Origin of the sequence: Neoaquamicrobium sediminum (assembly GCF_013240295.1) — a bacterium.
Lineage (GTDB): Bacteria > Pseudomonadota > Alphaproteobacteria > Rhizobiales > Rhizobiaceae > Aerobium > Aerobium sediminum.
In genome coordinates this window covers 908,111-932,720 of record NZ_JABETK010000001.1, presented here as the reverse complement: position 1 = coordinate 932,720, position 24,610 = coordinate 908,111, and the positions used below count along the sequence as shown (strand labels likewise).

19 protein-coding genes and 2 pseudogenes are annotated in these 24,610 nt (G+C 65.1%); 12 read left to right on the top strand and 9 right to left on the bottom strand.

Going from position 1 to position 24,610, the window contains the following annotated elements:
- Window position 1: 1 nt before the first annotated feature.
- Window positions 2–532 carry a DUF934 domain-containing protein gene (locus HK436_RS04405; RefSeq protein ID WP_173187632.1) on the top strand — a complete coding sequence of 177 codons (531 nt, stop codon included), beginning with the start codon at window positions 2–4 and terminating at the stop codon, window positions 530–532.
- A 201-nt stretch (window positions 533–733) separates the two neighbouring features.
- Window positions 734–1,027 (top strand): 30S ribosomal protein S21, encoded by a 294-nt coding sequence (gene rpsU / locus HK436_RS04400; protein ID WP_173187630.1) that lies wholly within the window; start codon window positions 734–736, stop codon window positions 1,025–1,027.
- Between the two features lie 49 nt (window positions 1,028–1,076).
- Here rpsU and HK436_RS04395 read toward each other — a convergent pair whose 3' ends face one another.
- Window positions 1,077–1,277 (bottom strand): hypothetical protein, encoded by a 201-nt coding sequence (locus HK436_RS04395; protein ID WP_244648528.1) that lies wholly within the window; start codon window positions 1,275–1,277, stop codon window positions 1,077–1,079.
- A gap of 182 nt (window positions 1,278–1,459) precedes the next feature.
- On the opposite strand from HK436_RS04395, the gene HK436_RS04390 reads away from it, so the two are divergent.
- Complete coding sequence (locus HK436_RS04390; protein WP_173187628.1) at window positions 1,460–2,581, top strand: metallophosphoesterase family protein; 1,122 nt, start codon at window positions 1,460–1,462, stop codon at window positions 2,579–2,581.
- A pseudogene (locus HK436_RS04385) lies at window positions 2,578–5,216 on the top strand (AAA family ATPase). The gene HK436_RS04390 and the pseudogene HK436_RS04385 overlap by 4 nt, the downstream one beginning before the upstream one ends.
- 18 nt (window positions 5,217–5,234) lie before the next feature.
- On the opposite strand, the gene HK436_RS04380 reads toward HK436_RS04385, so the two are convergent.
- Both HK436_RS04380 and HK436_RS04375 read right to left on the bottom strand, forming a co-directional pair.
- Window positions 5,235–7,745, bottom strand: coding sequence for a heavy metal translocating P-type ATPase (locus HK436_RS04380; RefSeq protein WP_173187626.1), 2,511 nt, complete (start codon window positions 7,743–7,745; stop codon window positions 5,235–5,237).
- 85 nt (window positions 7,746–7,830) lie between these two features.
- On the bottom strand, window positions 7,831–8,970 hold the full coding sequence (locus tag HK436_RS04375; RefSeq protein WP_173187624.1) for an acyl-CoA dehydrogenase family protein: 1,140 nt from the start codon (window positions 8,968–8,970) through the stop codon (window positions 7,831–7,833).
- A 154-nt stretch (window positions 8,971–9,124) separates the two neighbouring features.
- Here HK436_RS04375 and HK436_RS04370 point away from each other — a divergent pair.
- Window positions 9,125–9,914 (top strand): annotated as a pseudogene (locus HK436_RS04370) (enoyl-CoA hydratase/isomerase family protein).
- 12 nt (window positions 9,915–9,926) lie between these two features.
- Here HK436_RS04370 and HK436_RS31095 read toward each other — a convergent pair.
- The 5 genes from HK436_RS31095 to purU all read right to left on the bottom strand — a co-directional run bounded on the left by HK436_RS31095 (window position 9,927) and on the right by purU (window position 15,846).
- Window positions 9,927–11,381, bottom strand: coding sequence for an ATP-binding cassette domain-containing protein (locus HK436_RS31095; RefSeq protein WP_173187622.1), 1,455 nt, complete (start codon window positions 11,379–11,381; stop codon window positions 9,927–9,929).
- Window positions 11,378–12,373 carry a branched-chain amino acid ABC transporter permease gene (locus tag HK436_RS04360; protein ID WP_206680486.1) on the bottom strand — a complete coding sequence of 332 codons (996 nt, stop codon included), beginning with the start codon at window positions 12,371–12,373 and terminating at the stop codon, window positions 11,378–11,380. Before HK436_RS04360 ends, HK436_RS31095 begins: the two co-directional genes overlap by 4 nt.
- 234 nt (window positions 12,374–12,607) lie before the next feature.
- Window positions 12,608–13,459 carry a branched-chain amino acid ABC transporter permease gene (locus tag HK436_RS04355; protein WP_312860564.1) on the bottom strand — a complete coding sequence of 284 codons (852 nt, stop codon included), beginning with the start codon at window positions 13,457–13,459 and terminating at the stop codon, window positions 12,608–12,610.
- Between the two features lie 49 nt (window positions 13,460–13,508).
- Window positions 13,509–14,687 (bottom strand): ABC transporter substrate-binding protein, encoded by a 1,179-nt coding sequence (locus HK436_RS04350; protein WP_173187616.1) that lies wholly within the window; start codon window positions 14,685–14,687, stop codon window positions 13,509–13,511.
- 289 nt (window positions 14,688–14,976) lie between these two features.
- The gene (purU, locus tag HK436_RS04345; RefSeq protein WP_173187614.1) at window positions 14,977–15,846 is read right to left on the bottom strand and encodes a formyltetrahydrofolate deformylase; all 870 of its coding nucleotides are present in this window, start codon (window positions 15,844–15,846) and stop codon (window positions 14,977–14,979) included.
- A 251-nt stretch (window positions 15,847–16,097) separates the two neighbouring features.
- Between purU and ligM the strand changes: the two genes are divergently transcribed.
- From ligM to HK436_RS04320, 5 genes are all read left to right on the top strand, one after another.
- The gene (gene ligM, locus HK436_RS04340) at window positions 16,098–17,513 is read left to right on the top strand and encodes a vanillate/3-O-methylgallate O-demethylase (RefSeq protein WP_173187612.1); all 1,416 of its coding nucleotides are present in this window, start codon (window positions 16,098–16,100) and stop codon (window positions 17,511–17,513) included.
- Between the two features lie 100 nt (window positions 17,514–17,613).
- Window positions 17,614–18,540 carry a methylenetetrahydrofolate reductase gene (locus tag HK436_RS04335; RefSeq protein WP_173187610.1) on the top strand — a complete coding sequence of 309 codons (927 nt, stop codon included), beginning with the start codon at window positions 17,614–17,616 and terminating at the stop codon, window positions 18,538–18,540.
- A 104-nt stretch (window positions 18,541–18,644) separates the two neighbouring features.
- Window positions 18,645–19,376 (top strand): PIG-L deacetylase family protein, encoded by a 732-nt coding sequence (locus tag HK436_RS04330; protein WP_173187608.1) that lies wholly within the window; start codon window positions 18,645–18,647, stop codon window positions 19,374–19,376.
- Window positions 19,376–20,050, top strand: coding sequence for a 4-carboxy-4-hydroxy-2-oxoadipate aldolase/oxaloacetate decarboxylase (locus HK436_RS04325; protein ID WP_173187606.1), 675 nt, complete (start codon window positions 19,376–19,378; stop codon window positions 20,048–20,050). The genes HK436_RS04330 and HK436_RS04325 overlap by 1 nt, the downstream gene beginning before the upstream one ends.
- Entirely contained in the window at window positions 20,043–21,104 is a 1,062-nt protein-coding gene (locus HK436_RS04320; RefSeq protein ID WP_173187604.1) for a 4-oxalomesaconate tautomerase, read from the top strand. The genes HK436_RS04325 and HK436_RS04320 overlap by 8 nt, the downstream gene beginning before the upstream one ends.
- Window positions 21,105–21,122: 18 nt before the next feature.
- Here the strand turns inward: HK436_RS04320 and HK436_RS04315 are convergent, their stop codons facing one another.
- Window positions 21,123–21,971: an IclR family transcriptional regulator gene (locus HK436_RS04315; RefSeq protein ID WP_312860492.1), complete on the bottom strand. Its 849-nt coding sequence runs from the start codon at window positions 21,969–21,971 to the stop codon at window positions 21,123–21,125.
- A gap of 235 nt (window positions 21,972–22,206) precedes the next feature.
- Here HK436_RS04315 and HK436_RS04310 point away from each other — a divergent pair, with 235 nt between their 5' ends.
- Both HK436_RS04310 and HK436_RS04305 read left to right on the top strand, forming a co-directional pair.
- The gene (locus HK436_RS04310) at window positions 22,207–23,427 is read left to right on the top strand and encodes a CaiB/BaiF CoA transferase family protein (protein ID WP_173187602.1); all 1,221 of its coding nucleotides are present in this window, start codon (window positions 22,207–22,209) and stop codon (window positions 23,425–23,427) included.
- Window positions 23,428–23,438: 11 nt separating this feature from the next.
- Window positions 23,439–24,605, top strand: a complete 1,167-nt coding sequence (locus HK436_RS04305) for an acyl-CoA dehydrogenase family protein (protein ID WP_173187600.1) — start codon at window positions 23,439–23,441, stop codon at window positions 24,603–24,605.
- Window positions 24,606–24,610: the final 5 nt, after the last annotated feature.

Genomic DNA, 24,610 nt, shown 5'->3' with positions numbered 1-24,610 from the left:
AATGAGCGAGACCGAAACCGTCACCCGGCTATGGACCCCGGACGGCTTCCGCGAGGAAGAATGGAGCCATGCGGAGGACGCTCAGGCGCTCGCTGGTAACCAGCGCGTTATCCTGCCGCTTGCTGTCTTCCTGGATCTCGACGATGCCACGCGGGCGGCAGCGGCCGACCGCATCGGCGTTCATGTGCTGCCCGGCGAGGCGCTGGATGCCTTGCTGCCCTTCCTGTCCCAGGTGTCGTTGATTTCGCTCGGTTTCCCCGCCTTCAACGATGGCCGCAGCTATTCGAAGGCAGAGCTGCTGCGCTCACGGCATGGATACGGCGGCACCATCCGCGCCTCGGGCGATGTGCTGATCGATCAGATCCCTCTGATGATCCGAACGGGCTTCAGCGAGTTCGAGGTGACCAACGAAACAGCGCTCTCGCGGCTCGGTGAAGGGCGCGTTGGCGGTATTCCGTTCCACTACCAGCCAGCAGCCAAAGCAGGCGATTGTGGAGCCGGATATTCCTGGCGCAGGCGTCCCGCAGCCTGAGCTTTCTGCCCCACGGGGTTGCATTAAGCTGTCAGCGGTCTATATCGAGTGCATCTTCAGGCGCCCGCAGGATCTGCGGCACGCATCGTCCGCTCTCATTTCGTGACTTGGCGCCGCTTCGCCGGATCGCACTGCGATCCGCTTCCATGTCCTCCATGTCCAGAACATGCCGGGCGAACCCGTGAGAAGTCAGGAAAGCAATTGCAGGTTATTGTACGCGACAACAACGTCGATCAGGCCCTCAGGGTCCTCAAGAAGAAATTGCAGCGCGAAGGCGTCTTCCGCGAGATGAAGGCGCGCCGTTCCTACGAGAAGCCGTCCGAGAAGCGCGCCCGCGAAAAGGCCGAGGCAGTGCGCAGGGCGCGCAAGCTGGCCCGCAAGCAGGCGCAGCGGGAAGGCCTGCTGCCTTCGCCGAAGAAGAAGCCGATGCGCCCGGCGCGTCCGCGTCCTGCTGCTGTTGAAGCGACACCGTCGACCAGCTCAAACGCTGCGTGATGGTAACGAAATTCAGGGGGACGGCTGCCAGGCAGCCGTCCCCTTTTTGCTAGCTGCGCGCTCGCGACCGTCCGTTTTCGGCTCGGTCGAGTTCCGCAAGTAGATCGTTGAACTGATCAGGCATGTCCGCATCCACTTTGAAGGCAGGCATGCGGCCGAGAAGTCGGCGATTGTTCGCCGAACCGATCTCCTTGCGGATCAGTTGGTCGAGCGCGTCCTCCCGCATCGTATTTGCCTTCATTCCAGACATGTTTCCGTTCCTTTCGTGAATAGAAACAATGGTGTGGGTGGAATGGTTCCGGAATAGGCCCCGTTCGCGCAACGGAAACCGAGCAACACGGTAAAATTTTACTTAAGTTGTAGCGATGTGCTGCTCTGGTGGTGGAGCGTTTTTCGCTCTTGCGCCGCGCCGAATCCTGCTAGTCGGGATGCATGTTTCGTTTCGTTCACAGCTCCGATCTGCACATAGGCAAGCGTTTCGGCAACCTGCCGGAGGACTTGCGGGGGCGGCTGCGTGAGGCGCGCCATCAGGCGATCGGACGCCTGGCTGGCCTTGCCCGTGCACAGGGCGCGTCTGTGGTCCTGCTTGCGGGCGACACCTTCGATACCGAAACGCCGACACCGGCGATGTTGCGACAGTCGCTTGCGGCGATGGCCGAAGATCCCGCGTTGCGCTGGATAGTTCTTCCGGGAAATCACGATTCACGGGTGGCCGACGAGCTGTGGCGAACCGCCCTGCAGCACGCTCCAGCCAACGTCACGCTGGCTCTCGAGCCGGAGCCGGTGGACGTTGCACCCGGCGTGGTCGTGCTGCCGGCACCTTGTACCACGAGGCGGCCCGGGCGCGATCTCAGCGAATGGATGGATGGGGTAACGACGGGCGATGGCACGCTCCGCATAGGCCTTGCGCACGGCGCGATCCGCGATTTCTCCGAAGAAGGCAGTTCATCCGACGTGCTGGCGCCCGACCGGGCGTCGCGCGCGGGTCTCGATTATCTGGCGCTGGGCGACTGGCATGGGCTGACCCGCATCGATGCCCGTACATGGTACAGCGGCACGCCTGAGCCGGATCGGTTCAAGCACCGTGAGCCAGGTCGCGCACTCCTCGTGTCGATAGAGGGGGCAGGCGCCGAACCGACCGTCACGCCGGCCGAAACCGGTGCGTTCCAGTGGCGCACGCTCGATCTTCGCCTGTTTGGCGATGAGAACGTGAACGAGGCGCTGGCACAGGTGCTACCGACAGAGATGCGGCGGCAGACGTTGTTGCGGATCGCCGCACAGGGGCGCACGCGGCTGCCGGCAAAAGCGGAACTCAAGGCCGCCGTCGAACATGCTGCGCCGGACTTCGCTCATGCGATTTATGAAGACGATGCTTTGGAAACCGTCTGCGAGAGCGGTGATCTTGACCGTATAGACCATGCCGGTGCCTTACGACAGGCGGCCGAAACGCTTCTGGCCGAAAGCGACGATCCGCAGCGCGCGGAGGCCGAGCGCGACATCGCGCGTGGGGCGCTGGCGCGGCTGTTCTCCTATTGCGAGGACGCGCCGTCGTGAAGCTGCGCGCTGTCCGCTTGCACAACGTCCGCCGCTTTGCCGGGCGGGGTGTCGCGATCGAAGGCATGGGCGATGGCGTCAATGTGCTGTCGGCGGCCAACGAGCATGGCAAGTCGACCTCGTTCGATGCACTCCACGCGCTCTTTTTCCAGCCGCATTCCGGCACACCCAAGGCGGTGCAGTCGCTGCGCCCCTACAGCGGCGGAAGCCCGCTCGTCGAGGCCGACATCGAAACGGATGCGGGGCGCTTCCGGCTGACGAAACAGTTCTATGCCGGCAAGCGCGCCGGCGTCGTCGATCTTGGGACCGGCCGCATCGTGGCGCAGGCGGACGAGGCCGAGCGGTTCATCGCCGAGCTGGTGCACGGCGGCAGCGGCGGCCCGGCGGGCCTGTTGTGGGTGAGGCAGGGCATCACCGGCATCGAGAATCGGTCGCCCAGCGAAAAGGAAGAAGAGCGCAAGGCGCGCGAGGGCGTGCTTGCCTCCGTGCAGGGAGAGGTCGAGGCGCTGACCGGCGGCCGCCGCATGGCACAGATTCTGGATGCCTGCGCCGCGGAGCTCGACAAATTGGTGACGTCAAAAGGGAAACCGAGGACCGGTGAGCCCTATGACCAAGCGCTGGAGGAGCGCGACAGGCTGGCTTCCGAGGAGGCGCGTCTGGAAGCCGATGTGCGCGATCTGCGCAACGCGCTCGATGCACGGCGCAAGGCGCGCGAGCGGCTGGCGGAGCTTGAGGATCCGGCCGAAACAGCCGCGCGACAGCAGGCCAGGGCGCAGGCCGAACAGGCGCTCGCTCAGGCGCGCGCGCATGGCGAGAAACTGCACGCCGCCGAAGCGCGGGAGAGCCTCGCGCGGCATAACGCGGAAGCCGCACGCGCGGCGCTTGACATGTTCCGCCGCGCAACGCAGCGCGCGCTCGAACTGCAATCGCAGGAAACGGCCGCGATCGCGCGGCGCGACGATGCGCTCGCCAGGCGGCTGGAAGCTGTGACGGCGAGCGACAATGCGCTGGCAGCCGCCGAGCAGGCGGAAGTGGCGGAGCAGGAGGCGCGCGGACTTCTCGCCCGGCTGGACCGCGCCCTGCGCGCGCGGGAAGCCGCGGAACGGCTGAAGGAGCTGCGGACGCGCCTTGCGGAAGCGGAAGCGGCGCACAAGCAGATCGAGGATGGCCAGGCGGCGCTGCGTGTCGCCGCCGTTCCTGCCGACACGGTGCGCGAACTGGAACGCCTCGAGACTGAACTGGCGGGGTTGCGTGCTGCCGAGGCCGCGCGGGCGACGACGCTGCGGATAGATTATGACGATGGTGCCGGGGGACGGCTGACCGATGGCGGTGCGCCGCTGCCGGACGGGGCGGAGCGGCCCATCCACGGCACCGAACAGTTCCGGATCGAAGGTGTCGGGACGTTGACGATCCGTTCCACGCGTGAAGGCGCGGCGTCCGACGGCAAGCTTGCCAAGGCAGTGGAAAGGCACCGGACGTTGCTTCGCCAGCTTGGCGCCGAAAGCCTTCGCGACGTGCGGGAGCGGCAGGCCGCTGCCTCGGCGAAGGCGATCGAACTCGAAACGGCGCGTCGGCATCTCGCGCTGCTCGCCCCGCAGGGCGTGGCCGAGTTGCGCGCGGAGATCGCGCGTCTGCAGGATTTGCCTGTGCCGGAAGACCAAACGGAAGCGAATCCGGAGGCGGCAAGGCAGGCGCATGCCGCCGCAGGCGAGAAGCTTGCCGCTGCGCGGCTTGCTGCACGCGAGGCCCGCCCTGCAAGGGATAGAGCGGAAGCCGCAGTGATCGATGCCGAAAAGGCGCTCTCCTCGATTGCAGCGGAGCGTGCGGTCGCTGAAGCGGCACTCGGCGCCGAGGAAGGCCGCGCTGACCGCGCTGGCGAGCTTCAGCGTGTTTGCGAAACGGCTGAAGCCGCGTTCGCCGAAGCGAAGGCTGCGGCCGAGACGTTGCGAGCGGGCGCTCCCGATATCGACACTGTCGAGGCGACGCTGCGCCGTACGGCATCGGCGGTCGACGCCACGGCCAAGGAAGCTGCATCCTTGCGAGAACAGTTGGCCGACCTGAACGGCAGCATCCGTACCCGGACGGACGGCGCGGTCGAGGAAATCTGGCGTGAGACGGCCGAACGGCGCGCTGCCGCCGATATACGCTGGTGCGGCGGTTTGAGATGGAAGTCGCTGCGCTGACGAGGCTGCGCCGCGCGCTGGAAGATGCGCGCACGGCCGCGCGCGATCTCTATTTCGAGCCGGTGATGAACGAGCTGCGGCCGCTGATGGGGCTGCTGTTCGACGATGTCTCGGTCTCGTTCAACGATGCCACGCTGCTGCCGGAACTGCTGCGCCGCAACGGCCAGGACGAGCCGGTGGACGTGCTGAGCGGCGGGATGCGCGAGCAGCTTGCAATCCTCACGCGTCTTGCCTTTGCCCGGCTTCTGGCACGCGACGGACGCCCCGCGCCGGTCATCCTCGATGACGCGCTCGTCTATTCCGACGACGACCGCATCGAGAAGATGTTCGATGCGCTGCATCGCCAGTCGCGCGACCAGCAGATCATCGTCTTTTCCTGCCGGCAGCGCGCCTTTGAGCGGCTGGGCGGCAACCGCTTGCAGATGACGGAGTGGCGGCCGGACCAGGGTTGATCCGGCCGCCCTCGCGGTTCAGCCGTCGAGATTGACGCGGCGCAGCCGCAGCGCGTTGCTGATGACCGACACGGATGACAGGCTCATCGCTGCTGCCGCGAGCATCGGCGACAGCAAGGTGCCGAAGATCGGATAGAGGACACCTGCGGCGATGGGCACGCCGGCCGCGTTGTAGATGAAGGCGAAGAACAGGTTCTGTTTGATGTTGCGGATCGTCGCCCGCGCCAGAAGCCGTGCGCGCACGATGCCGTTGAGATCGCCCTTGACCAGCGTGATGCCCGCGCTCTCCACCGCGACATCCGCGCCGGTGCCCATCGCGATGCCGACATCGGCGGCTGCCAGGGCCGGCGCGTCGTTGACGCCGTCACCTGCCATGGCGACCGATGCGCCCGCCGCGCGCAGTTCGTCGACAAGCGCCTTCTTGCTTTCGGGAAGCATGTCGGCGCGGACAGCGTCGATGCCGAGCCGGTCGGCCACCGCTTTCGCCGTCAGCGCGTTGTCGCCTGTCGCCATGATGATTTTGAGCCCGCTTTCGTGCAGGGCACGGATCGCCTCGGCCGTCGTCGCCTTGACCGGATCAGCAACGGCAACGATGCCTGCCAGCTTGCCGTCGACTGCGACGAACATCGCCGTCTTGCCGTCCTTGCGCAACGTATCGGCCTGCTGGCGCAGGGCCTGCGTGTCGAGACCCATCGCTTCCATCATCGCCCGGTTGCCTAGCGATACGTCTGCATCACCGACCTTGCCCTGAACGCCCTTGCCGGTGACGGCCTCGAAGTCGGCGGCGTTTTCGATCTTTGCGCCGCGCTCTCTCGCGCCTTCGACGATCGCCTCGGCAAGCGGATGCTCCGACCCCTTTTCGAGGCTTGCGGCGAGCCCAAGCAGCCGCTTCTCGTCGAAACCTTCGGCGGTAACGACGTCGGTCAGCTTCGGCCGGCCTTCTGTCAGCGTGCCGGTCTTGTCGACGATCAGCGTGTCCACCTTGGCGAAGCGTTCCAGCGCCTCGGCATCCTTGATCAGCACGCCGGCCTGCGCGCCGCGTCCGGTTGCCGTCATGATCGACATGGGCGTGGCAAGCCCCAGCGCACAGGGACAGGCGATGATGAGCACCGACACCGCCGAGACGATGGCGAAGACCATGCTGGGCTCGGGACCGAAGACGGCCCAGACGATGAAGGCCAGGATGGCGACAAGCACCACGGTCGGCACGAAGTAGAACGACACGCGGTCGGCCAGCCCTTGGATCGGCGCCCGGCTGCGCTGCGCCTTGGCCACCATCTCCACGATCTGCGACAGCACGGTTTCCGAGCCCACCCGCTCGGCGCGGATGACGAGCGAGCCGTTCTTGTTGAGCGTGCCGCCGGTGACCGTATCGCCTTCCGCCTTTTCGACGGGAACCGGCTCGCCGGTGATCATGGATTCGTCGATGGAGGAGCGGCCCTCGACCACGACGCCGTCCACCGGGACGCTGTCGCCGGGGCGGACGCGCAGGCGGTCGCCGCTCGCGACCTCGTCGAGCGGCACGTCGGTCTCGGAACCGTCGTCGCCGATCCGTCGCGCCGTCTTCGGCGCGAGGTCGAGGAGCGCGCGGATGGCCGAGCCGGTGCGTTCACGCGCCCGCAACTCCAGTACCTGTCCGAGGAAGACCAGCGCGGTGATGACGGCGGCCGCCTCGAAATAGACCGGAACGGAGCCGCCATGGCCGCGGAACTGGTGCGGGAAGATGCCGGGGAACAGCGTCGCCACGACGCTGTAAATGTAGGCCGCACCGACGCCGATGGATATCAGCGTCCACATGTTGGGGCTGCGGTTGACGATCGATTCCCACCCGCGATGGAAGAACGGGATCGCGGCCCACAAAACGACCGGTGTCGCCAGCGCGAACTCAAGCCAGATTGCTGTGCGCTCGCCGAGCCATTCGCGCACCGGCAGGCCCAGCATCGGCCCCATCGTGATGACCAGCAGCGGCAGCGACAGCACTGCGCTGACCCAGAACCTGCGGGTGAAGTCGATCAGCTCCGGATTGGGGCCTTCCTCGCCGGTCGGTACGCCCATCGGCTCCAGCGCCATGCCGCAGAGCGGGCACGAGCCCGGCTTGTCGCGCACGATCTCCGGATGCATCGGGCAGGTCCATTCGGTTCCCGCTGGCATCGGCTCCGGCGCCGGCCGGTCACCCAGATATTTGGCCGGCTCTGCCTCGAATTTCTTCAGGCAGCGCTCCGAGCAGAAATAGAAGGCCTGACCTTCATGGCGGGCGAAATGTTCCGCGCTGGCGCGGTCGACATCCATGCCGCAAACCGGGTCGGTCGCCGTCAGATATTGATCTGGCGCAGCGGTGAATTTCTTGTGGCAGCCGGCCGAGCAGAAATGAAACGTCCGGCCTTCATGCGTCGCCGTCAGCTTGCCGGCGTTCGGATCGACCGTCATGCCGCAGACGGGATCGCGCGTTACGCCATGCGCCTTGCCGCCATGGGCGGAGCAGCAGGAACCGCCGCTCGAATTGTGGGAATGTGTGTGGTTGTGCGCCATGGGCAGTCTCCGGATTTCCTGATGAAACCACGGGTAATCCTTCCAGTCACTGGAGGGTCAAGCGCTTTTTTTTCAGAGTTCCGCGTCAGCTCTCCTGCGCCAGCGCACGCGCGATCACGAGCTTCTGGATGTCGCTGGTGCCTTCGTAGATCTGGCAGACCCGCACGTCGCGATAGATGCGCTCGACCGGGAAGTCGGCGACGTAGCCGTAGCCGCCGTGGATCTGGATCGCGTCCGAGCACACCCGCTCGGCCATTTCCGACGCGAACAGCTTGGCCATCGAGGCTTCCTTGAGCGCAGGCTGGCCCGCCTCGCGCAAAGCGGCCGCATGCAGCACCATCTGCCGCGCGACTTCGATCTTCGTGGCCATATCGGCAAGGCGGAACGCGACCGCCTGATGCTCGATGATCTTCGCGCCGAAGCTCGTCCGCTCCTGTGCGTAGGCGAGGGCTGCCTCCAGTGCGGCACGCGCCATGCCGACCGACTGCGCGGCGATACCGACGCGTCCGCCTTCGAGATTGGAGAGCGCGATGCGATAGCCCTGGCCTTCTTCGCCGAGCAGCAGGTCGGGCGTCAGTTCCATGTCGTCGAAGGCGATCTGGGCGGTATCGGAAAGATGCTGGCCGAGCTTCTCCTCCAGCCCCGCCACGCGATAGCCGGGCGTGGACGTCGGCACGATGAACGCGCTGATGCCGCGCTTGCCGGCGTCCGGGTCGGTCACGGCGAAGACGATGGCGACATCGGCATTCTTGCCCGAGGTGATGAACTGCTTGGTGCCGTTGAGCACATAGCGGTTGCCGACCTTGCGCGCACGGGTCCTGATCGCGGAGGCGTCGGAACCGGCCTGCGGTTCGGTCAGGCAAAAGGCGCCCAGCCATTCGCCGCGCGCCATCGGTTTGAGGAAGCGTTCCTTCTGTTCCTCGCTGCCGAAGGCGAGTATGGGCGCGCAGCCGACCGAATTGTGCACGCTCATGACTGTCGAAAGCGCGCCGTCGCCGGCCGCGATCTCCTCGATGGCGAGCGCGTAGGAGACATAGTCGGTCTTCGAGCCGTCATAGGCTTCCGGCACCAGCATGCCCATCAGGCCGAGTTCGCCCATTTCTGTGACGCGGTCGCGCGGGAAGGTCTTGCTGCGATCCCACTCGGCCGAAAACGGCTTGAGCCGCTCCTGCGCGAAGCGGCGGGCCATGTCGCGGATCATCGTCTGGTCTTCGTTCAGCAGCATCGATAGGCCTCTCTCTCCCCGTGCGGAAAAGCATCCCGCAGGCTTGTCGCATGCAGGCTGTTTGGCGACTATTCACTCGCCAGTAAAGTCATTACCTGCAAGAAACGGGGCAGGCGACGCGCGGCGCCGATGTGGACACCGGGGAGAATGACGAATGCAGACAGATGACGGACCGGTGCTTTATTCCAGCGCCGGCGGCATAGCCGAGATAAGGTTCAATCGGCCCGACCGGCTCAACGTGCTCGATCTCGAAATGGCGCAGGCGTTTGCCGCAGCCATCGAACGGGTGACGGCCGACGAAACCTTGAGGGTGGTCGTCATTTCCTCGGAAGGGCGCGCCTTCGTCGCCGGCGGCGACCTCGCTCATTTCCGGACCTCACAGGACAGGCGGGCGGCTGCCGCTGAGCTGATCGATCCGCTGCATGGCGCGCTGAAGATGCTTGCCGCAGCTCCCGTGATCTCGCTGGGCAGCGTGAAGGGAGCCGTCGCGGGCGCCGGCATGTCGCTGGCACTCAATTTCGACCTGCTGGTGGCGGCCGACGACGCGACCTTCAACCTTGCCTATGCCCGTATCGGCGCGCCGCCCGATTGCGGCGGCTCGTGGGCGCTGCCGCGCCTGGTCGGCGTGCGTCGGGCTCTGGAGATCGCGCTGCTGTCCGATACCGTCGGTGCGGATGAAGCGCTGCGGCTCGGACTGGCCAACAGGGTCGTGCCGCGCGACCAACTGGATGCGGAGACGGCGAAACTGCGCCCGCCTTGCCGCCGGCGCGCCGATGGCGCAGGCGCGGATCAAGGAACTCATGCGTACATCGCTCGAAAACGCCTACGCTGAGCAGCTCGATGCCGAGGCGCAGGCCTTCGGCGATTGTGCCGTGACTGATGATTTCGGCGAGGCTGTCGATGCGTTCTTCGCCCGGCGCAAACCGGTCTTCAAAGGTGTGTGACGCGGCAACGCGTCAGCCGAGTTTGAGGCCGAGATAGCGCTCCAGCGTGGCGTGGTCGTGGAGCAATTCCTGCGACGGCGCGCGATGCGCGATCATCCCGCGTTCCAGGATCACCGCGTCGCGCGTCAGGCGCAGGGCCACTTCGGCATGCTGCTCGACCAGAACGATCGCGACACCCTCGTCGTCGATCATCTTCCGCACCGCGCCGGTCAGTTCCTCGATGATGATCGGGGCGAGCCCTTCGAATGGTTCGTCGAGCAGCAGCACAGATGGATTTGTCATCAGCGTGCGGGCGAGCGCGAGCATCTGCTGTTCGCCGCCAGAAAGCTGGTTTCCCATATTGCCGCGTCGCTCCCGCAGGCGCGGGAAGAGCGCGTAGATCGACGAAGTATCCCAGCGCCCCGGCCGTGCGGCGACGGTCAGGTTTTCCTCGACGCTGAGCGAGGGGAAGATGTCGCGTTCCTGCGACACCCAGCCGAGGCCAGCCTGCGCGCGCCTGTGTGGGGCGAGGCGCGAGATGTCGCGGACGCCGAGCCGAACAGCTCCGCGCATGATGCCAACGAAGCCCATGGAGGCCAGCAGCAGCGTCGTCTTGCCGACGCCGTTTCGGCCGAGCAATGCCAGGCTGCCGTTGACCGGCAGCGACAGCGAAACCCCGTCGAGCACCACGGCCTCGCCATAGCCGGCGCGCACGTCTTCCAATTCGAGGAGCGGCTCAGCCATGGCCGCCCCCAGATAGACCTCGCGCACGCGCGGATCGTCGCGCACGGTCTGCGGGTCCGCCTCCAGCAGAATTCCGCCGGAAACCATCACGATGATCTGCGTGGCGAAGCGGAACACGATGTCCATGTCGTGCTCGATGAAAAGCACCGAGATGTCGTCCGGCAGCGCGGCGATCACGTCGAACAGCATCGCGCTCTCGTCCTTGGGCACGCCGGCTGCCGGCTCGTCGAGCAGCAGCACCTTCGGGCGCGTCGCCAGCGCCAGCGCAATCTCGAGCAGCCGCTGCTGGCCATAGGGCAGGGTGCGCGTGGCCCGCGTGGCAGCGTTACCCAGCCCAAGCCGCTCGAGAATGGCGATGCTCTCGTCGACGATCGCACCTTGCGATGTAAGGCCGCGCCAGAATTGCGCGGCCACGCGTTCGCGCTCGCAGATTGCAAGGGTGACCGCCTCCAGCGGCGTCAGGTCCGGAAACAGCGTGTTGATCTGGAACGTGCGGGTCAGGCCCTTGCGCACCCGCGCCGCGGCAGGGGCAGCGGTGATGTCCTCGCCTTCCAGCGTGATCGTGCCGGCGTCCGGCTTGAGCTGCCCCGTGATGAGGTTGATGAGCGTCGTCTTGCCGGCGCCGTTGGGGCCGATCAGCGCGTGCCGGCAGCCGCGCGACAGCGCCAGCGAGATGTCGCGGGCGACTTCCAGCGAGCCGAAGTTCTTGCGCAGCGCCCTGGTCTGCAACACGGCTTCGCTCATCCGCGGCCTCTCCAGCGCGCCGCGAGGCTGGCCAGCCCGCCGAGAATGCCCTTGGGCATCACCAGCACCACGAACATCAGCAGCAGGCCGATCCAGAAATACCAATATTGCGGATTGATGCCCGCAAGCTGGTCGCGCGCCACCAGGAATATGACCGCGCCGACGATGGCACCGTATAGCCTGCCGGTACCGCCGAGGATCAGCATGACCACCACGTCGGCGGAGCGCTGGAAGCTGAGCGCGTCGAGTGCCACCACGTTGGTCGTCTGCGCGAGCAGCCCGCCGGCCGTGCCGGCGATCGCCGCCGAGATGACGTAGATCTTCTGCAGGTGGCGGCGATAGTCGGAGCCGATGGCCGGCATGCGCCTCACGTTCTCGCGCACGCCGCGCAGCGCCAGGCCGAAAGAGGAATTCACGATCCGTCGGCTGAGCAGAAATCCGACGAACAGGGCCGCCAGTGAATAGGAATAGGCGGTGTAGCCCCAAAGGTCGAACCGGAAGTAGTTGAAGATCGGCCATGTGCGGATGCCGCGCAGCCCGTCAGTGCCGCCGGTCAGCCATGTCATCGCGTTCGCGAGTTCGTAGGTCAGGAAGCCGAGTCCGAGCGTGATCATGATGAGCGCGAGGTGCTGCACGCGCACGATGACGAAGCTGGCCAACCAGCCGGCAAGACCCGCGATGGCGGCGGCGAACAGCAGGCCGGAAATCGGCTCGCCCCAGCCATAAACGCTGAGCAGGCCGGCGGCATAGGCGCCGAGGCCGAAGAACATCGCATGGCCCAGTGTGACGATGCCGGCATAACCGAGGATGAGGTCGACGGAGATCGCGAACAGCGCGGTGATGGCGATCTGGCTCGCAAGCGTCAGATAGGTTGGAAAGAAGTAGAACGGCAGCAGCGTCGCCAGCCAGAAGGCGATTTCGAGCGGCGACCAGCGGCTCTGCCGGGCAAGCCAGACGTGGGGCGAGTCGTTAGAGCTGTCGAGGCTCGTCATGGCCGGGCGCTCTGGTTGGTATTGCGACGGAAGGGCTGCGCTCCTTCGCGCCCCCTCTGTCCTGCCGGACATCTCCCCCACGAGGGGGAGATCAACTAGCGCATCGGCTTTAGCTAATCTCCGACCTCTCAGGATGGGCACCGAGAGAAATGAAGGCCGATCTCCCCCTCGTGGGGGAGATGTCCGGCAGGACATAGGGGGCAACGTAGGGCGCGGGTCTGTCCATGAACTCGCTCACCGCTTTCCGAAAAGGCCGAGCGGCCGCACGAACAGGATGGCGACGAGCAGCAGGTAGATCAGGAAAGAGCCGATCTCCGGCACGAAATATTTGCCGGCGACGTCGCCGATACCGAGCAGTGCTGCGCCTACGAAAGAGCCGGTGATCGAGCCAAGCCCGCCGACCGCGACCACGATCAGAACGTAGACGAGGTAGTGGAAGCCGAAGGACGGGTCGAGCCCGACGATCTCAATCGCCAGCGCGCCGCCGAGCCCCGCAAGACCGCTGCCGAGCGCGAAGGTGATGGCGAAGATGCGCTCGACGTCCAGCCCGAGCCCCTGCGCCATGCGCTGGTTGTCGACGGCCGCGCGGATCTGTGCGCCGAGCCGCGTCCGTTCCAGCCCGAACACCAGCAGCGCCGTCACCGCAAGCGCGATCGCGATCAGGAAGATGCGGTAGACGCCGAGGCGCAGGCCGAAGACCTCGACCGAACCGCGCAGCCAGGACGGCAGGATGATGACCTGCTGCACCGTTCCGAACGCATAGGTCGCGACTGCCGCCGCGACGAACACCACGCCGATGGTGAAGAGAACCTGGTTCAACTCGCCCGCCTTGTAGAGCCGGCGGAAAAGCGTGCGCTCGAAGACCACGCTGACCAGCGCCGCCGCCAAGAAGGCGGCCGGCAGGGCAAGCAGGAAAGGCAGGCCGAGCTGGCGCATTGCCAGCACGGTGACATAGCCGCCCAGCATGCCGAACGCGCCGTGGGCGAGGTTGATGAAGTTCATCAGCCCCAGCGTGACCGACAGGCCCACCGACAGGACGAACAAGAGCATCCCGAAGGCGAACCCGTCGAACAGCACGATGGCGATCTGCCCGATCACGATCTCAAACGCATGCCAGCTTGAACCGAACCTGCCCTCAGTTGGCCCCGTGCAGCGGGTCTTTTACCTCCGGAATTTCGTGGATGATGACGTTCTGCAGCTTGCCGTCAACCTCCTGCACCTCGCGGATATAGACGGTCTGGACGACATCGCGCGTTTCCGGGTCGATGCTCATCGGGCCGCGCGGGCTCTGCCACGACATGCCCTTGGCGGCCTCGACCAGCGCGTCGCCGGACGCGTCGCCTTCGGTTGCCTTCAGCGCCTCGTAGATCAGGTGCATGCCGTCATAGCCGCCGATCGAGAACAGGTCGGGGCTGCGGCCGTTATTGGCAGCGTGATAGCCGTCGACATATTCCTTGTTGAGCGGGTCGTCGCGTTCGAGCGTGTAATGGAAGGTCGTGATGATGCCGCGCGCATTTTCGCCCATGCTTTCCAGAGCCTCAGGATGGGTCAGCTCACCCTGCGCGAAGATTTTCGTGTCCGGCGGAGCCAGCCCGCGATCCGCGAGCGCCTTGCCGATTGCCGCCGGCTGCGCGCCGCCCGGCACGAAGATGTAGACGGCTTCCGGATTGGCGTCGCGGACTCGCTGGACATAGGCCGAGAAATCGGGATTGGCGACCGGGGTGCGGTCGGAGCCGACGATCTTGCCGCCGGCCTCGGTGAAGCCCTTGGAGAACGAGCTCTCGGCATCATGGCCGGGGCCGTAGTCGGAAACCAGCGTATAGGCCTGCTTGATGCCGGCCTCGTTGAACGCCCACTGGCCGAAGGCATAGTTGAGCTGTGGAATCGTAACCGACGTGCGCACGATGTAGGGCGACTGCTCGGTGACGATGGACGTGGCGGCGTTCATCACCACCATCAGCTTCTGCGCCTCGTCTGCGATCGGGGCCGCACCCAGCGCTTCAGGCGTCAGCGCGAAGCCCGCCAGGATGTCGACGCCATCGCGCACGACCAGCTCCTGCGCCATGCGCTGCGCGACGTCGGGCGCCGGGCCGCCGGTATCGCGCTTGATGATTTCGATCTTCTTGCCGGCAACCTCGTCGCCATGCTTGGAAATGTAGAGGTCGATGCCGGCCTGGAGTTGGTTGGCGGCGTCCGCGAATGGCCCGGAATAGGGCAGGATGACGCCGATCTTGACGGTTTCCTGAGCCAGTGCCGTGCTCGACCAGGCAAGGCCGAGCCCGAGCAATGTCGCCGCTGCTGCTTTGTTCAACATGCGCATTTCCTCCCTTTTTGTTGCCTTGCCACGCGCTCGTTCGCGCGCGGCAGCGGCTCCTCCGGGGATGAAGTGTATACATCGTTTGCGCGTTCGCAATAGGCATTCCGGACAGCGACGGTTTCCATCCCACTGTATGCGGCGCGCTTCGCTGTCGTTCAGACGAATGCGCGAAAGGAGTTTTTGCGAATCGGTCGCCAGCGCTCACCGGTGTGCGCGCTGGCGGAGTATGGACGAAAGCAACTGGAGCTGTGCTTGCATGTATACACTGAAATCCAGTGCGGCGCCTCTATTCGGGGAAGACGATGGTCTTCGAGCCATTTAGAAGCACCCGGTCCTCCAGGTGCGACCGGACGGCCCGCGCCAGCACGCGTCGCTCGATGTCGCGTCCCTTGCGCACCAGTTCCTGGGGGCTGTCGCGATGGCTGATGCGCTCGATGTCCTGTTCGATGATCGGCCCCTCGTCGAGATCACCGGTGACGTAGTGCGCAGTGGCGCCGATCAGCTTCACGCCGCGCTCGTGTGCCTGGTGGTAGGGCTTTGCGCCCTTGAAGCCGGGCAGGAACGAGTGGTGGATGTTGATGCAGCGGCCCGCAAGCCTGGCCGAAAGCTCGCTCGACAGAACCTGCATGTAGCGGGCGAGCACGACGAGGTCGATCTGCTCGCTATCGATGATCTCGATCAGTTTCGCTTCCTGCTCCGGCTTGGTCTCTTTCGTTACCGGCAGGAAGTGGAACGGCACGCCTTCGAAAGACAGGTCTGCATAGGTTTCGCGCGGATAGTTGGAAACGATCCCGCGCACGTCCATCGCCAGTTCGCCGATGCGCCAGCGGTACAGCAGGTCGGCCAGACAATGATCGAAGCGCGAGGCCATCAGCAGCACGCGCCGGCGAGCGCCCTGTAAGCTCAGCGACCACTTCATGCCGAACTGTTCCAGTACCGGCCCGAGCGCCTGCCGCGCCGCATCCTCGGCGATCGGGTCCGAGGCGCCCCGGAAGACGACCCGCGAGAAGAACTGCCCGGTTCCGGCGTCGTCGAATTGCTGAAGGTCGAGGATGTCGCCACCCAGCTCGAAGATCGCCTTGGATAGCGCGGCGACGATGCCGGCCCGGTTGGCGCAGTAGGCGGTAAGCACAAGGGCGGGGTTTTGTGCGGTCATTCTCATACTCCGGTTCAGTCTCGTTGGTTCGGTGGGTGTATACAGCGTCGGTCCGGCCCGCGACTGTCTTTTATCGCCAAGGCCGACGTCGAGGACGATGGTGAGGCCCTTATGTCCTTTGAGGCGGAGGCTGAAAAGCCCCGGCGGGCAGCATGCGGGAATTTGGCGCGGTCGGTCGCCGAAGATCCTCTTGCAATCGGCTGGGGCATGCGCAATGTATACAACAACGCTAACCGATGGGAGGATCAATCATGGCGGAATCCAGCCTCGAGGCCGTATTGCGCAAGAATGGCAGCGCCGTTGACCTGTTGCGCAACTCGAAAATCGGCATGTATGTATACCCTGTCGTGGCGCCGGAGTTCTCCAACTGGCGTGACGAGCAGCGGGCATGGCGCGAATCGGCGGTGCTCTTCGACCAGTCGCACCATATGGACGAGCTGATCGTCGAGGGGCCGGATGCGGAGAAATTCCTCGCACACCACGGCATCAATTCGTTCTCCAATTTCGGCCTGAACCGTGCCAAGCATTTCGTCCCGGTAACGCCGAACGGTCATGTGATCGGCGACCAGATCATTTTCAGGGAGCGCGAGGACAAGTTCATCCTTGTCGGGCGCGCACCGACCGCCAACTGGCTGCAGTTCTGCGCTGCCTATGGCGAGTGGAACGTGCGGCTCAGGCACGATCCGCGCTCCAATTCGCGGCCCGAGGGCGAGCGCGTGCTGCGCACCCATTACCGCTACCAGATCCAGGGTCCGGAAGCGCCGAAGATCTTCGAGAAACTGAACCGCGGGCCGATCCCGGAGATAAAGTTCTTCCACGTCGACTGGATCAATGTCGGCTCCAAGCGCGTGCAGGCGTTGCGCCATGGCATGTCCGGCGCGCCCGGACTGGAAATCTGGGGTCCTTACGAGGACAAGAGCTATGTCCTATCCTGCATCCTCGAGGCGGCGAAGGAGGCCGGCGTCGATCTCGTGCGCTGCGGCAGCCGCGCCTACTCGACCAACACGCTGGAATCCGGCTGGATTCCGTCGCCGCTGCCGGGCATCTACACCGGCGACGGCATGCTCAAGGCCTATCGCGAATGGCTCGGCGCCGACAGTTACGAGGCGATCGGCTCGATCGGCGGCAGCTTCGCATCGGACAAGATCGAGGACTACTACGTCAATCCGTTCGAGCTCGGCTACGACTTCTACATCGGCTGGAAGAAGGATGACTTCATCGGCAAGGCCGCTCTGGAAAAGATGAAGGGCGCGAAGAACCGCAAGAAGGTGACCTTCGAATGGAACGCGGAAGATGTGGTCGAGGTGATCGCGTCAGCGTTCCGTCCGGGCGAGGATCACTACAAGTGGATCGATTTCCCGCAGCCGAACTATGCGTCGTCGAGTGCGGATATGGTCATGCGCGACGGCAAAATGGTCGGCATGTCGATGTTCAATGGCTACAGCTACAACGAGCGCTGCCTGCTGTCGCTGGGCGTCGTCGACCAGGATGTCCAGGAAGGCGATGTGCTGACGATGATCTGGGGAGAGCCCGACGGGGGCAGCGGCAAGACTTCCACCGAGCGCCACAAGCAGGCCGAAATTCGCGTCCGCGTTTCGCCGACACCTTATGCGCGCGAGGCGCGCGAGAACTACGCGGATAGCTGGCGCACACGCAAGGCGGGCTGACGGGCTCGCTTCGGGAGCTGATGCGAGGCGGCCCGGTTTCGCGCCCCTCGCATCATTTCGGAAGTTGCATGACGTAGGCGGTCAAGAGCAGGAGAAGCTTATGGCGTGGTTGGAGCGTTTCGGGGCCGGACGTGGCGGGTCGGAGACTTCGATTGTGCCCTTGGCAAAGATGCTCGAGAACCATTCGATCGAGGTCATGCCGCGCACGGCCGCCAAGATCGATGACTTCCGCGCACTTCTGCCTGCGGGCACCCGCATCTACATCGCCCATATCGAAGGCACGCCGATAGACGACATGGTTGCCACCGCGCGAAGGCTTCGCGACGATGGCTTTGCAGCGATGCCGCATCTGCCGGCGCGCGCCATTCGCGATACGGCCGAGCTGGAGGAATGGCTAAGGCGCTACCGCGACGAGGCTGGCGTGGAGGAAGCGCTTCTCCTCGCGGGGGGCATGGCAAGACCGGCCGGCGATCTCCATAGCTCCATCGATATGCTCAAGACCGGCCTGTTTGACCGTCTTGGCTTTCGGCGCCTGCATGTGGCGGGCCACCCGGAGGGCAATGCCGACATCGATCCGGATGGCTCCAGCGCCGAGGCCAACAAGGCACTGTTGTGGAAGCAGGCATACAGCGAACGCACGGATGCCAAGATGGCAATCGTGACCCAGTTCGCGTTCGACGCGAAGCCGGTCATCGCCTGGGCGGAGCGGCTTCGCGGCGCCGGCGTCACCATGCCCATTCATGTCGGCGTCGCGGGGCCGGCCAAACTGCAGACGCTCATCAAATACGCGGTCGCGTGCGGCGTCGGCCCATCGCTGAAGGTTCTGCAGCGGCGCGCGCTGGATGTCTCGAGGCTGATGCTGCCCTCCGAGCCGGACGAGGTCGTGACCGCACTGGCGGCCTATGGCGCCGCAAACCCGGATAGCCTGATCGAGCGTATCCATATCTTCCCGCTGGGAGGCATCAAGGCCGCGGCAGACTGGGCTCGCGAAAGGCGCGATGCGCTCCAGCCAGCACTGGCCGGATAGAGCGGCGTCCGGGCAGGCGACAGACGCGGCACCGGCCTCTATCATGAGCATCGCACGCTGGGGAGGTAGTATGCCCGGTAAACCGGCATCGAGGGAGGACTGGAATGACTGCAAGGACTGCGCTGGTCGTCAGCGCGCATTCTGCCGATTTCGTCTGGCGCTGCGGCGGCGCGATCGCGCTGCATGCACAGAAGGGCGTCGCGGTGACGGTGGTGTGCCTTTCCTATGGAGAGCGCGGCGAAAGCGCCAAGCTGTGGAAGCAGGACGGCATGACGCTCGAAAAGGTCAAGGCTGGCCGGCGCGTCGAAGCCGAGAACGCGGCAAAGACCCTCGGCGTTCATGACATCCAGTTTTTCGATTGCGGAGACTATCCGCTGGAACTCGACCGCGAGCAGCGGTTCCGCCTTGTCGACGTGATCCGCAAGGTGCAGCCTGATTTCATGCTGTCGCACTCGCTGGAAGACCCCTACAACACCGACCATCCCTACGCGACGCGCGTGGCGCTCGAATGCCGGATGGTGGCGCAGGCCTGGGGGCATAACCCTGGCGAAAAGGTGCTGGGGGCTCCGCAGCTTTATCTGTTCGAACCGCACCAGACCGAGCAGTGCAACTGGAAGCCCGACACCATCCTCGACATCACCGATGTGTGGGACAGGAAGAAGGCCGCCATCGAATGCATGGAAGGCCAGCAGCATCTCTGGGACTATTACACAAACGCGGCCCAGAACCGCGCCAACCAGTTCCGGCGCAATTCCGGCGGGCAGGCAGGCGGGCGCGAGGCAAAGTATGCCGAGGCCTTCCAGTCCATCTTCCCGCGAACCGTGGATGAGCTGTGATGAGTGGAGTGGTGGTCAGGAACATCGAGCGTACAGACGCAGATCTCGTTGGCGGGCTCGGCAAGTGCGGTGTTGCCACGGTTCACGAGGCGATGGGCCGAAAAGGGTTGATGCGGCCATACATGCGGCCGATCTATGCCGGCGCGCGGATCGCGGGTTCCGCCGTGACGGTCTCGGTCCCTCCGGGCGACAACTGGATGATCCACGTCGCCGTCGAGGAGTGCCAGGAGGGCGACATTCTCGTCGTGGCGCCGACCAGCCCCTGTGAAGACGGCTATTTCGGCGAATTGCTGGCGCGCTCACTGATGGCGCGGGGCGTGCGCGGGCTCGTGATCGAGGCCGGTGTACGCGACGTGCGCGAACTGACCGAGATCGGCTTTCCGGTCTGGTCGCGGGCGGTCTCGGCGCAAGGGACAGTCAAGGAAACGCTGGGATCGGTCAATGTGCCGATCGCCTGCGCCGGCGCGCTCGTCAATCCGGGCGATGTGGTCGTCGCCGACGATGACGGTATCTGCGCGGTTCCGCGGGGCGAGGCAAAAGAAGCCCTCGATGCCAGCCTCGCGCGCGAGGCCAAGGAAGCCGAGGTGCGTGAGCGGCTGATAGCCGGCGAACTCGGCCTCGACATCTACGGCATGCGCGAGAAGCTCGCCGCCAAGGGCCTGAAATATGTCTGACAACGGTGTCCGCTGCATGTGGATGCGCGGCGGCACGTCGAAGGGTGGATACTTTCTGGCATCGGACCTGCCGGCCGACCCGGCGGCTCGCGATGCGTTTCTCCTGCGCGTGATGGGCTCGCCCGATCCGCGCCAGATCGACGGCATGGGTGGGGCCGATCCGCTGACCTCGAAGGTCGCGGTGGTCGGTAAGTCGGCGCGTCCGGGCGTCGATGTCGACTATCTGTTCCTGCAGGTCTTCGTCGACAGGCCTGTTGTCACGGACGCGCAGAATTGCGGCAACATCCTCGCCGGGGTCGCTCCCTTCGCCATCGAGCGTGGGCTTGTGGCGGCCCGAGAGGGCGGGACGGACGTGCGCATCTTCATGGAAAACACCGGCCAGGTGGCGGTGGCGTCCGTCGCCACGCCGGGCAGTGCGGTGACATATGAGGGCGAAGTGCGCATCGACGGCGTGCCGGGCACGTCGGCTGCCTTGCCCATCCTGTTTGAGGACACGGCCGGTTCGTCCTGCGGCGCTCTGCTGCCGACCGGCAATGCTGCGGATGAGGTCGAAGGCATCTCCGTCACGCTGATCGACAACGGAATGCCATGCGTCGTTCTGCGCGCGCAGGATTTTGGCATCACCGGTTATGAGGAGCCGGCCGAGCTGGAAGCGAACGCGGCACTGCGCGAAAGGCTGGAAACGATCCGTCGCAAGGCGGGGCCGATGATGAACCTCGGCGATGTCGCGCAGAAATCGGTGCCGAAGCTGACGCTTGTCGCACCGCCGCGCAACGGCGGCGCGATCTCGACGCGCACCTTCATTCCCCACCGCTGCCACTCGTCCATCGGCGTGCTCGGCGCCGTCAGCGTTGCCACCGCATGCCTGTTGCCGGGGAGCCCCGCTGCGGCCCTTGCCAATGTCTGGGAGGACGGCCAACGACGCGCGCTGTCGATAGAGCACCCGACCGGCGAAATGACCGTGCTGGCGACGCTCGACGACAGCGGGGCGGTGGTATCGGCCGCCATCCTGCGCACGGCACGAAAGTTGTTCGACGGCATGGTGTTCGGATGAATTCTAGCGCTATCGCGTTCAGCCGTTTTCAGGCAGCAGAGAGCGCAGGCCCTTGATGTTCTTCTTCACGTAATCCGGCCCGAAATGCAGCGCGATGGCGCTGTGTATGATGTGGGCGAATTCATCGAGCCGCTCGCCGACCCGGAACCACGGCCCGGCAACGGTGATCGCAAACACCCGGTCGCCGAAGACGATCGGCAGGCCGATGCCGCCGAGATCGGGCGTGAAGGCCGACGAGCTGACGAACCAGCCGCGATTGAGCGACTGGCGGATACTGGTCTCCACCGCTTCGATGCTCATCGGTGTGCCTTCGCCGTAGCGCTTGAACACTGCCTTGCGCAGAAGCGTGGCCTGCTGTGCCGGCGACAACTGGCTGATGATCGCCTGGCCGGTCGCCGTCGCGTGAAGCGGAACGCGTGTGCCGACGCTGGCCGTATAGCGCACCGACGCCTTCGATTCGATCACCTCGAGAAAGATCGCATGCTGGCCGCTGGGAGCCGCGATCCAGACCGTCTCCCCGGTGCGCTTCGCCAGATCGTTTAGCAGGCTGAGCAGCGCCTCAGGCAAGGGCTCGGCGGCCGCGACCTCCTGTGCCAGCGTCAGCCAGCGCGGCGTGGGGTAGAAACGTCCGCGCGCCTCCGGCTCATACAGGAATCCGCGAGCCACCAGTGTGGACAGCAGGTTGAACGTGCTCGAGCGCGGCCAGCCGAAATGCTGCGACACCTCCGCCAGGCTCGCCGCCTTCTTCTGTTCGGCAAAAAACTCCAGTAGATCCAGTACGTTGGCTGCCTGTTTGACCAGCATTCGGAACGTCCCGTGTTTGAGGGGTGTCTGGGCGCGAATGGCCCGCGCGAAGCTGCCCGCCACCTCTGGTAACCCCACGTTTCATCAAGATCGTAGGAGTTTACGGCGCTGTTGTCCATCAGCGTGGACTCATTCATCACGATTGCCCCGCGAAAGCCGGTAAACGGCATCCAACGTAGATTTTGAATTGACTTGCGCGAACTCATACGGCTAACTGTCCATCCAATAGGACAAATTGTCCATATATATGAATAAGCAGCGAGGAGCTTCCCGAAAGGGTTGGCTGCGGAGGAGGCAAATGGGACCGTTGCGCGGGATCCGCATCATTGACATGACCACCGTGCTGATGGGGCCGTATGCGACCCAGATGCTGGGAGATTTCGGTGCGGATGTGATCAAGGTCGAGGCGCCGGAGGGAGACCTCGTGCGCAAGATCGGCCCGGCGCGCCATGACGGCATGGGACCGATCTACCTCAACGCAAACCGCTCCAAGCGTTCGATCACGCTCGACCTGAAGCAGGCAGAAGGCCGCGCGGCCTTGCTGCGCCTTTGCGCCGATGCCGATGTGCTGGTCTATAACGTGCGCGCCAAGGCTATGAAGCGATTGGGCCTTTCCTATGAGGACGTATCTGCCGTCAACCCGAAGATCGTCTATGCGGGCATGTTCGGCTACGGCCAGGACGGCCCCTATGCGGCGCGGCCGGCCTATGACGATCTGATCCAGGGTGGCGCGACGATCCCGTTCCTGTTCTCGCGGGTTAACGAGGGCCAGCCGCGTTATGTGCCGTCGGCGATTGCCGACCGCGTGGTCGGTCTCGCGGCGGTGGGTGCGATCCTCGCATCGATCGTCGAGCGGGAGCGCACTGGGCTGGGGCAGCGCGTCGACATTCCGATGTTCGAGACCATGGTCAGCTTCGTGCTCGGCGACCACATGGGCGGGCTCACCTTCGAGCCGCCGCTTGACGCAGGTGGCTACTCGCGGCAGCTCTCGCCGGACCGGCGCCCCTATCAGACCAAGGACGGCTATGTCTGCGCGCTGATCTACACCGACGGGCACTGGCAGCGCTTCTTTGCGGCGATCGGCCGGCCGGAGATGCCTGCGGCCGACCCGCGCTTTGCCAGTTTCGTCTCGCGGATGGCGCATATCGACGAAGTCTATGGCGAACTCACCCGGATTTTCCTGACCCGCACCAGCGCCGAATGGCTCGACCTGCTGGAGGAGGCGGACGTGCCGGCCATGCCGATGTACGACTTCCAGGGTGTGCTGCAGGACCCTCATCTGGTGGCGACGGATTTCTTCCGCGTCATCGAGCACCCCAGCGAAGGCACGATCCGCACCATGGCGGTGCCGGCCAAATGGTCGCGCAGTCCCGCCGGCCCCGCGCGCCACGCGCCCCGCCAGGGCGAGCACAGCGAAGAGGTGCTGCGCGAGGCAGGATTTTCGCCGGAAGAGATCGCCGATCTGCTGGAACGCGGCATCGCGCGGACAGCCGTGACATACGATCCGGCGCAGGCTTGAGGAGACAAGGAATGGATTTCGGGTTCACCGAGGAACAGGAGGCGATCCGCGATTCCGTGGCACGGATCTGCGCGGATTTCGACGATGCCTACTGGTTGCAGCGTGACCGCGAAGGCGGCTTCCCGCACGATTTCTACGACGCGCTGGCGCGCGAGGGCTGGCTGGGCATCTGCACGGCCGAATCCTCGGGTGGCGCGGGGCTGGGCATCCAGGAAGCCGCGATCATGATGCGCACCATCGCCGAATCCGGCGCTGGCCTCTCGGGCGCCTCCGCAGTGCACATCAACATCTTCGGCCTCAACCCGGTCGCAGTCTTCGGCACCGAGGAGCAGAAGCAGCGCATGATCCGGCCGATGGCAGAGGGTCGCGAGAAGGCATGCTTCGCCGTCACCGAGCCCAACACCGGCCTCAACACGACGCAGCTAAAGCTTAAGGCCGAGAAGCGCGGCGACCGCTACCATGTCAACGGCCAGAAAATCTGGATTTCGACGGCGCAGGTGGCCGACAATATCCTGCTGCTCGCCCGAACCACGCCGCTGGACGAAGTGAAGAAGGCGACGCACGGCCTCAGCCTCTTCTACACCAAGTTCGACCGCGACCGGATCAAGGTTCGCGAGATCGAAAAAATGGGCCGCAAGGCGGTCGATTCCAACGAGCTGTTTTTCGAGGACTTCCAGATCCCCGAGTCCGACCTGATCGGCGAAGAGGGGCGCGGCTTCGAATACATCCTCCACGGCATGAACCCGGAGCGCATCCTGATCGCCGCTGAAGCGGTCGGGCTCGGCATGGCTGCGATCAACCGCGCCACGCGCTACGCCAAGGAACGCATCGTCTTCAACCGGCCGATCGGCCAGAACCAGGGCATCCAGCATCCGCTGGCCAAGTGCTGGGCCGAGCTCGAGGGGGCGTGGATGATGGTGATGTCGGCGGCATGGCAATACGACACCGGCAAGCCGGCAGGGGCCGCCGCCAACGCGGCGAAATATCTGGCCGGCGAGGCCGGGTTCAACGCCTGCGAGACGGCGGTGATGGCCCATGGCGGCTTCGGCTATGCAAAGGAATATCACGTCGAGCGCTATCTGCGCGAAGTGATGATCCCGCGCATCGCGCCGATCAGCCCGCAGCTCTGCCTGTCCTACATCGCCGAGAGAGTTCTCGGCCTGCCGAAATCATACTGAGGCGC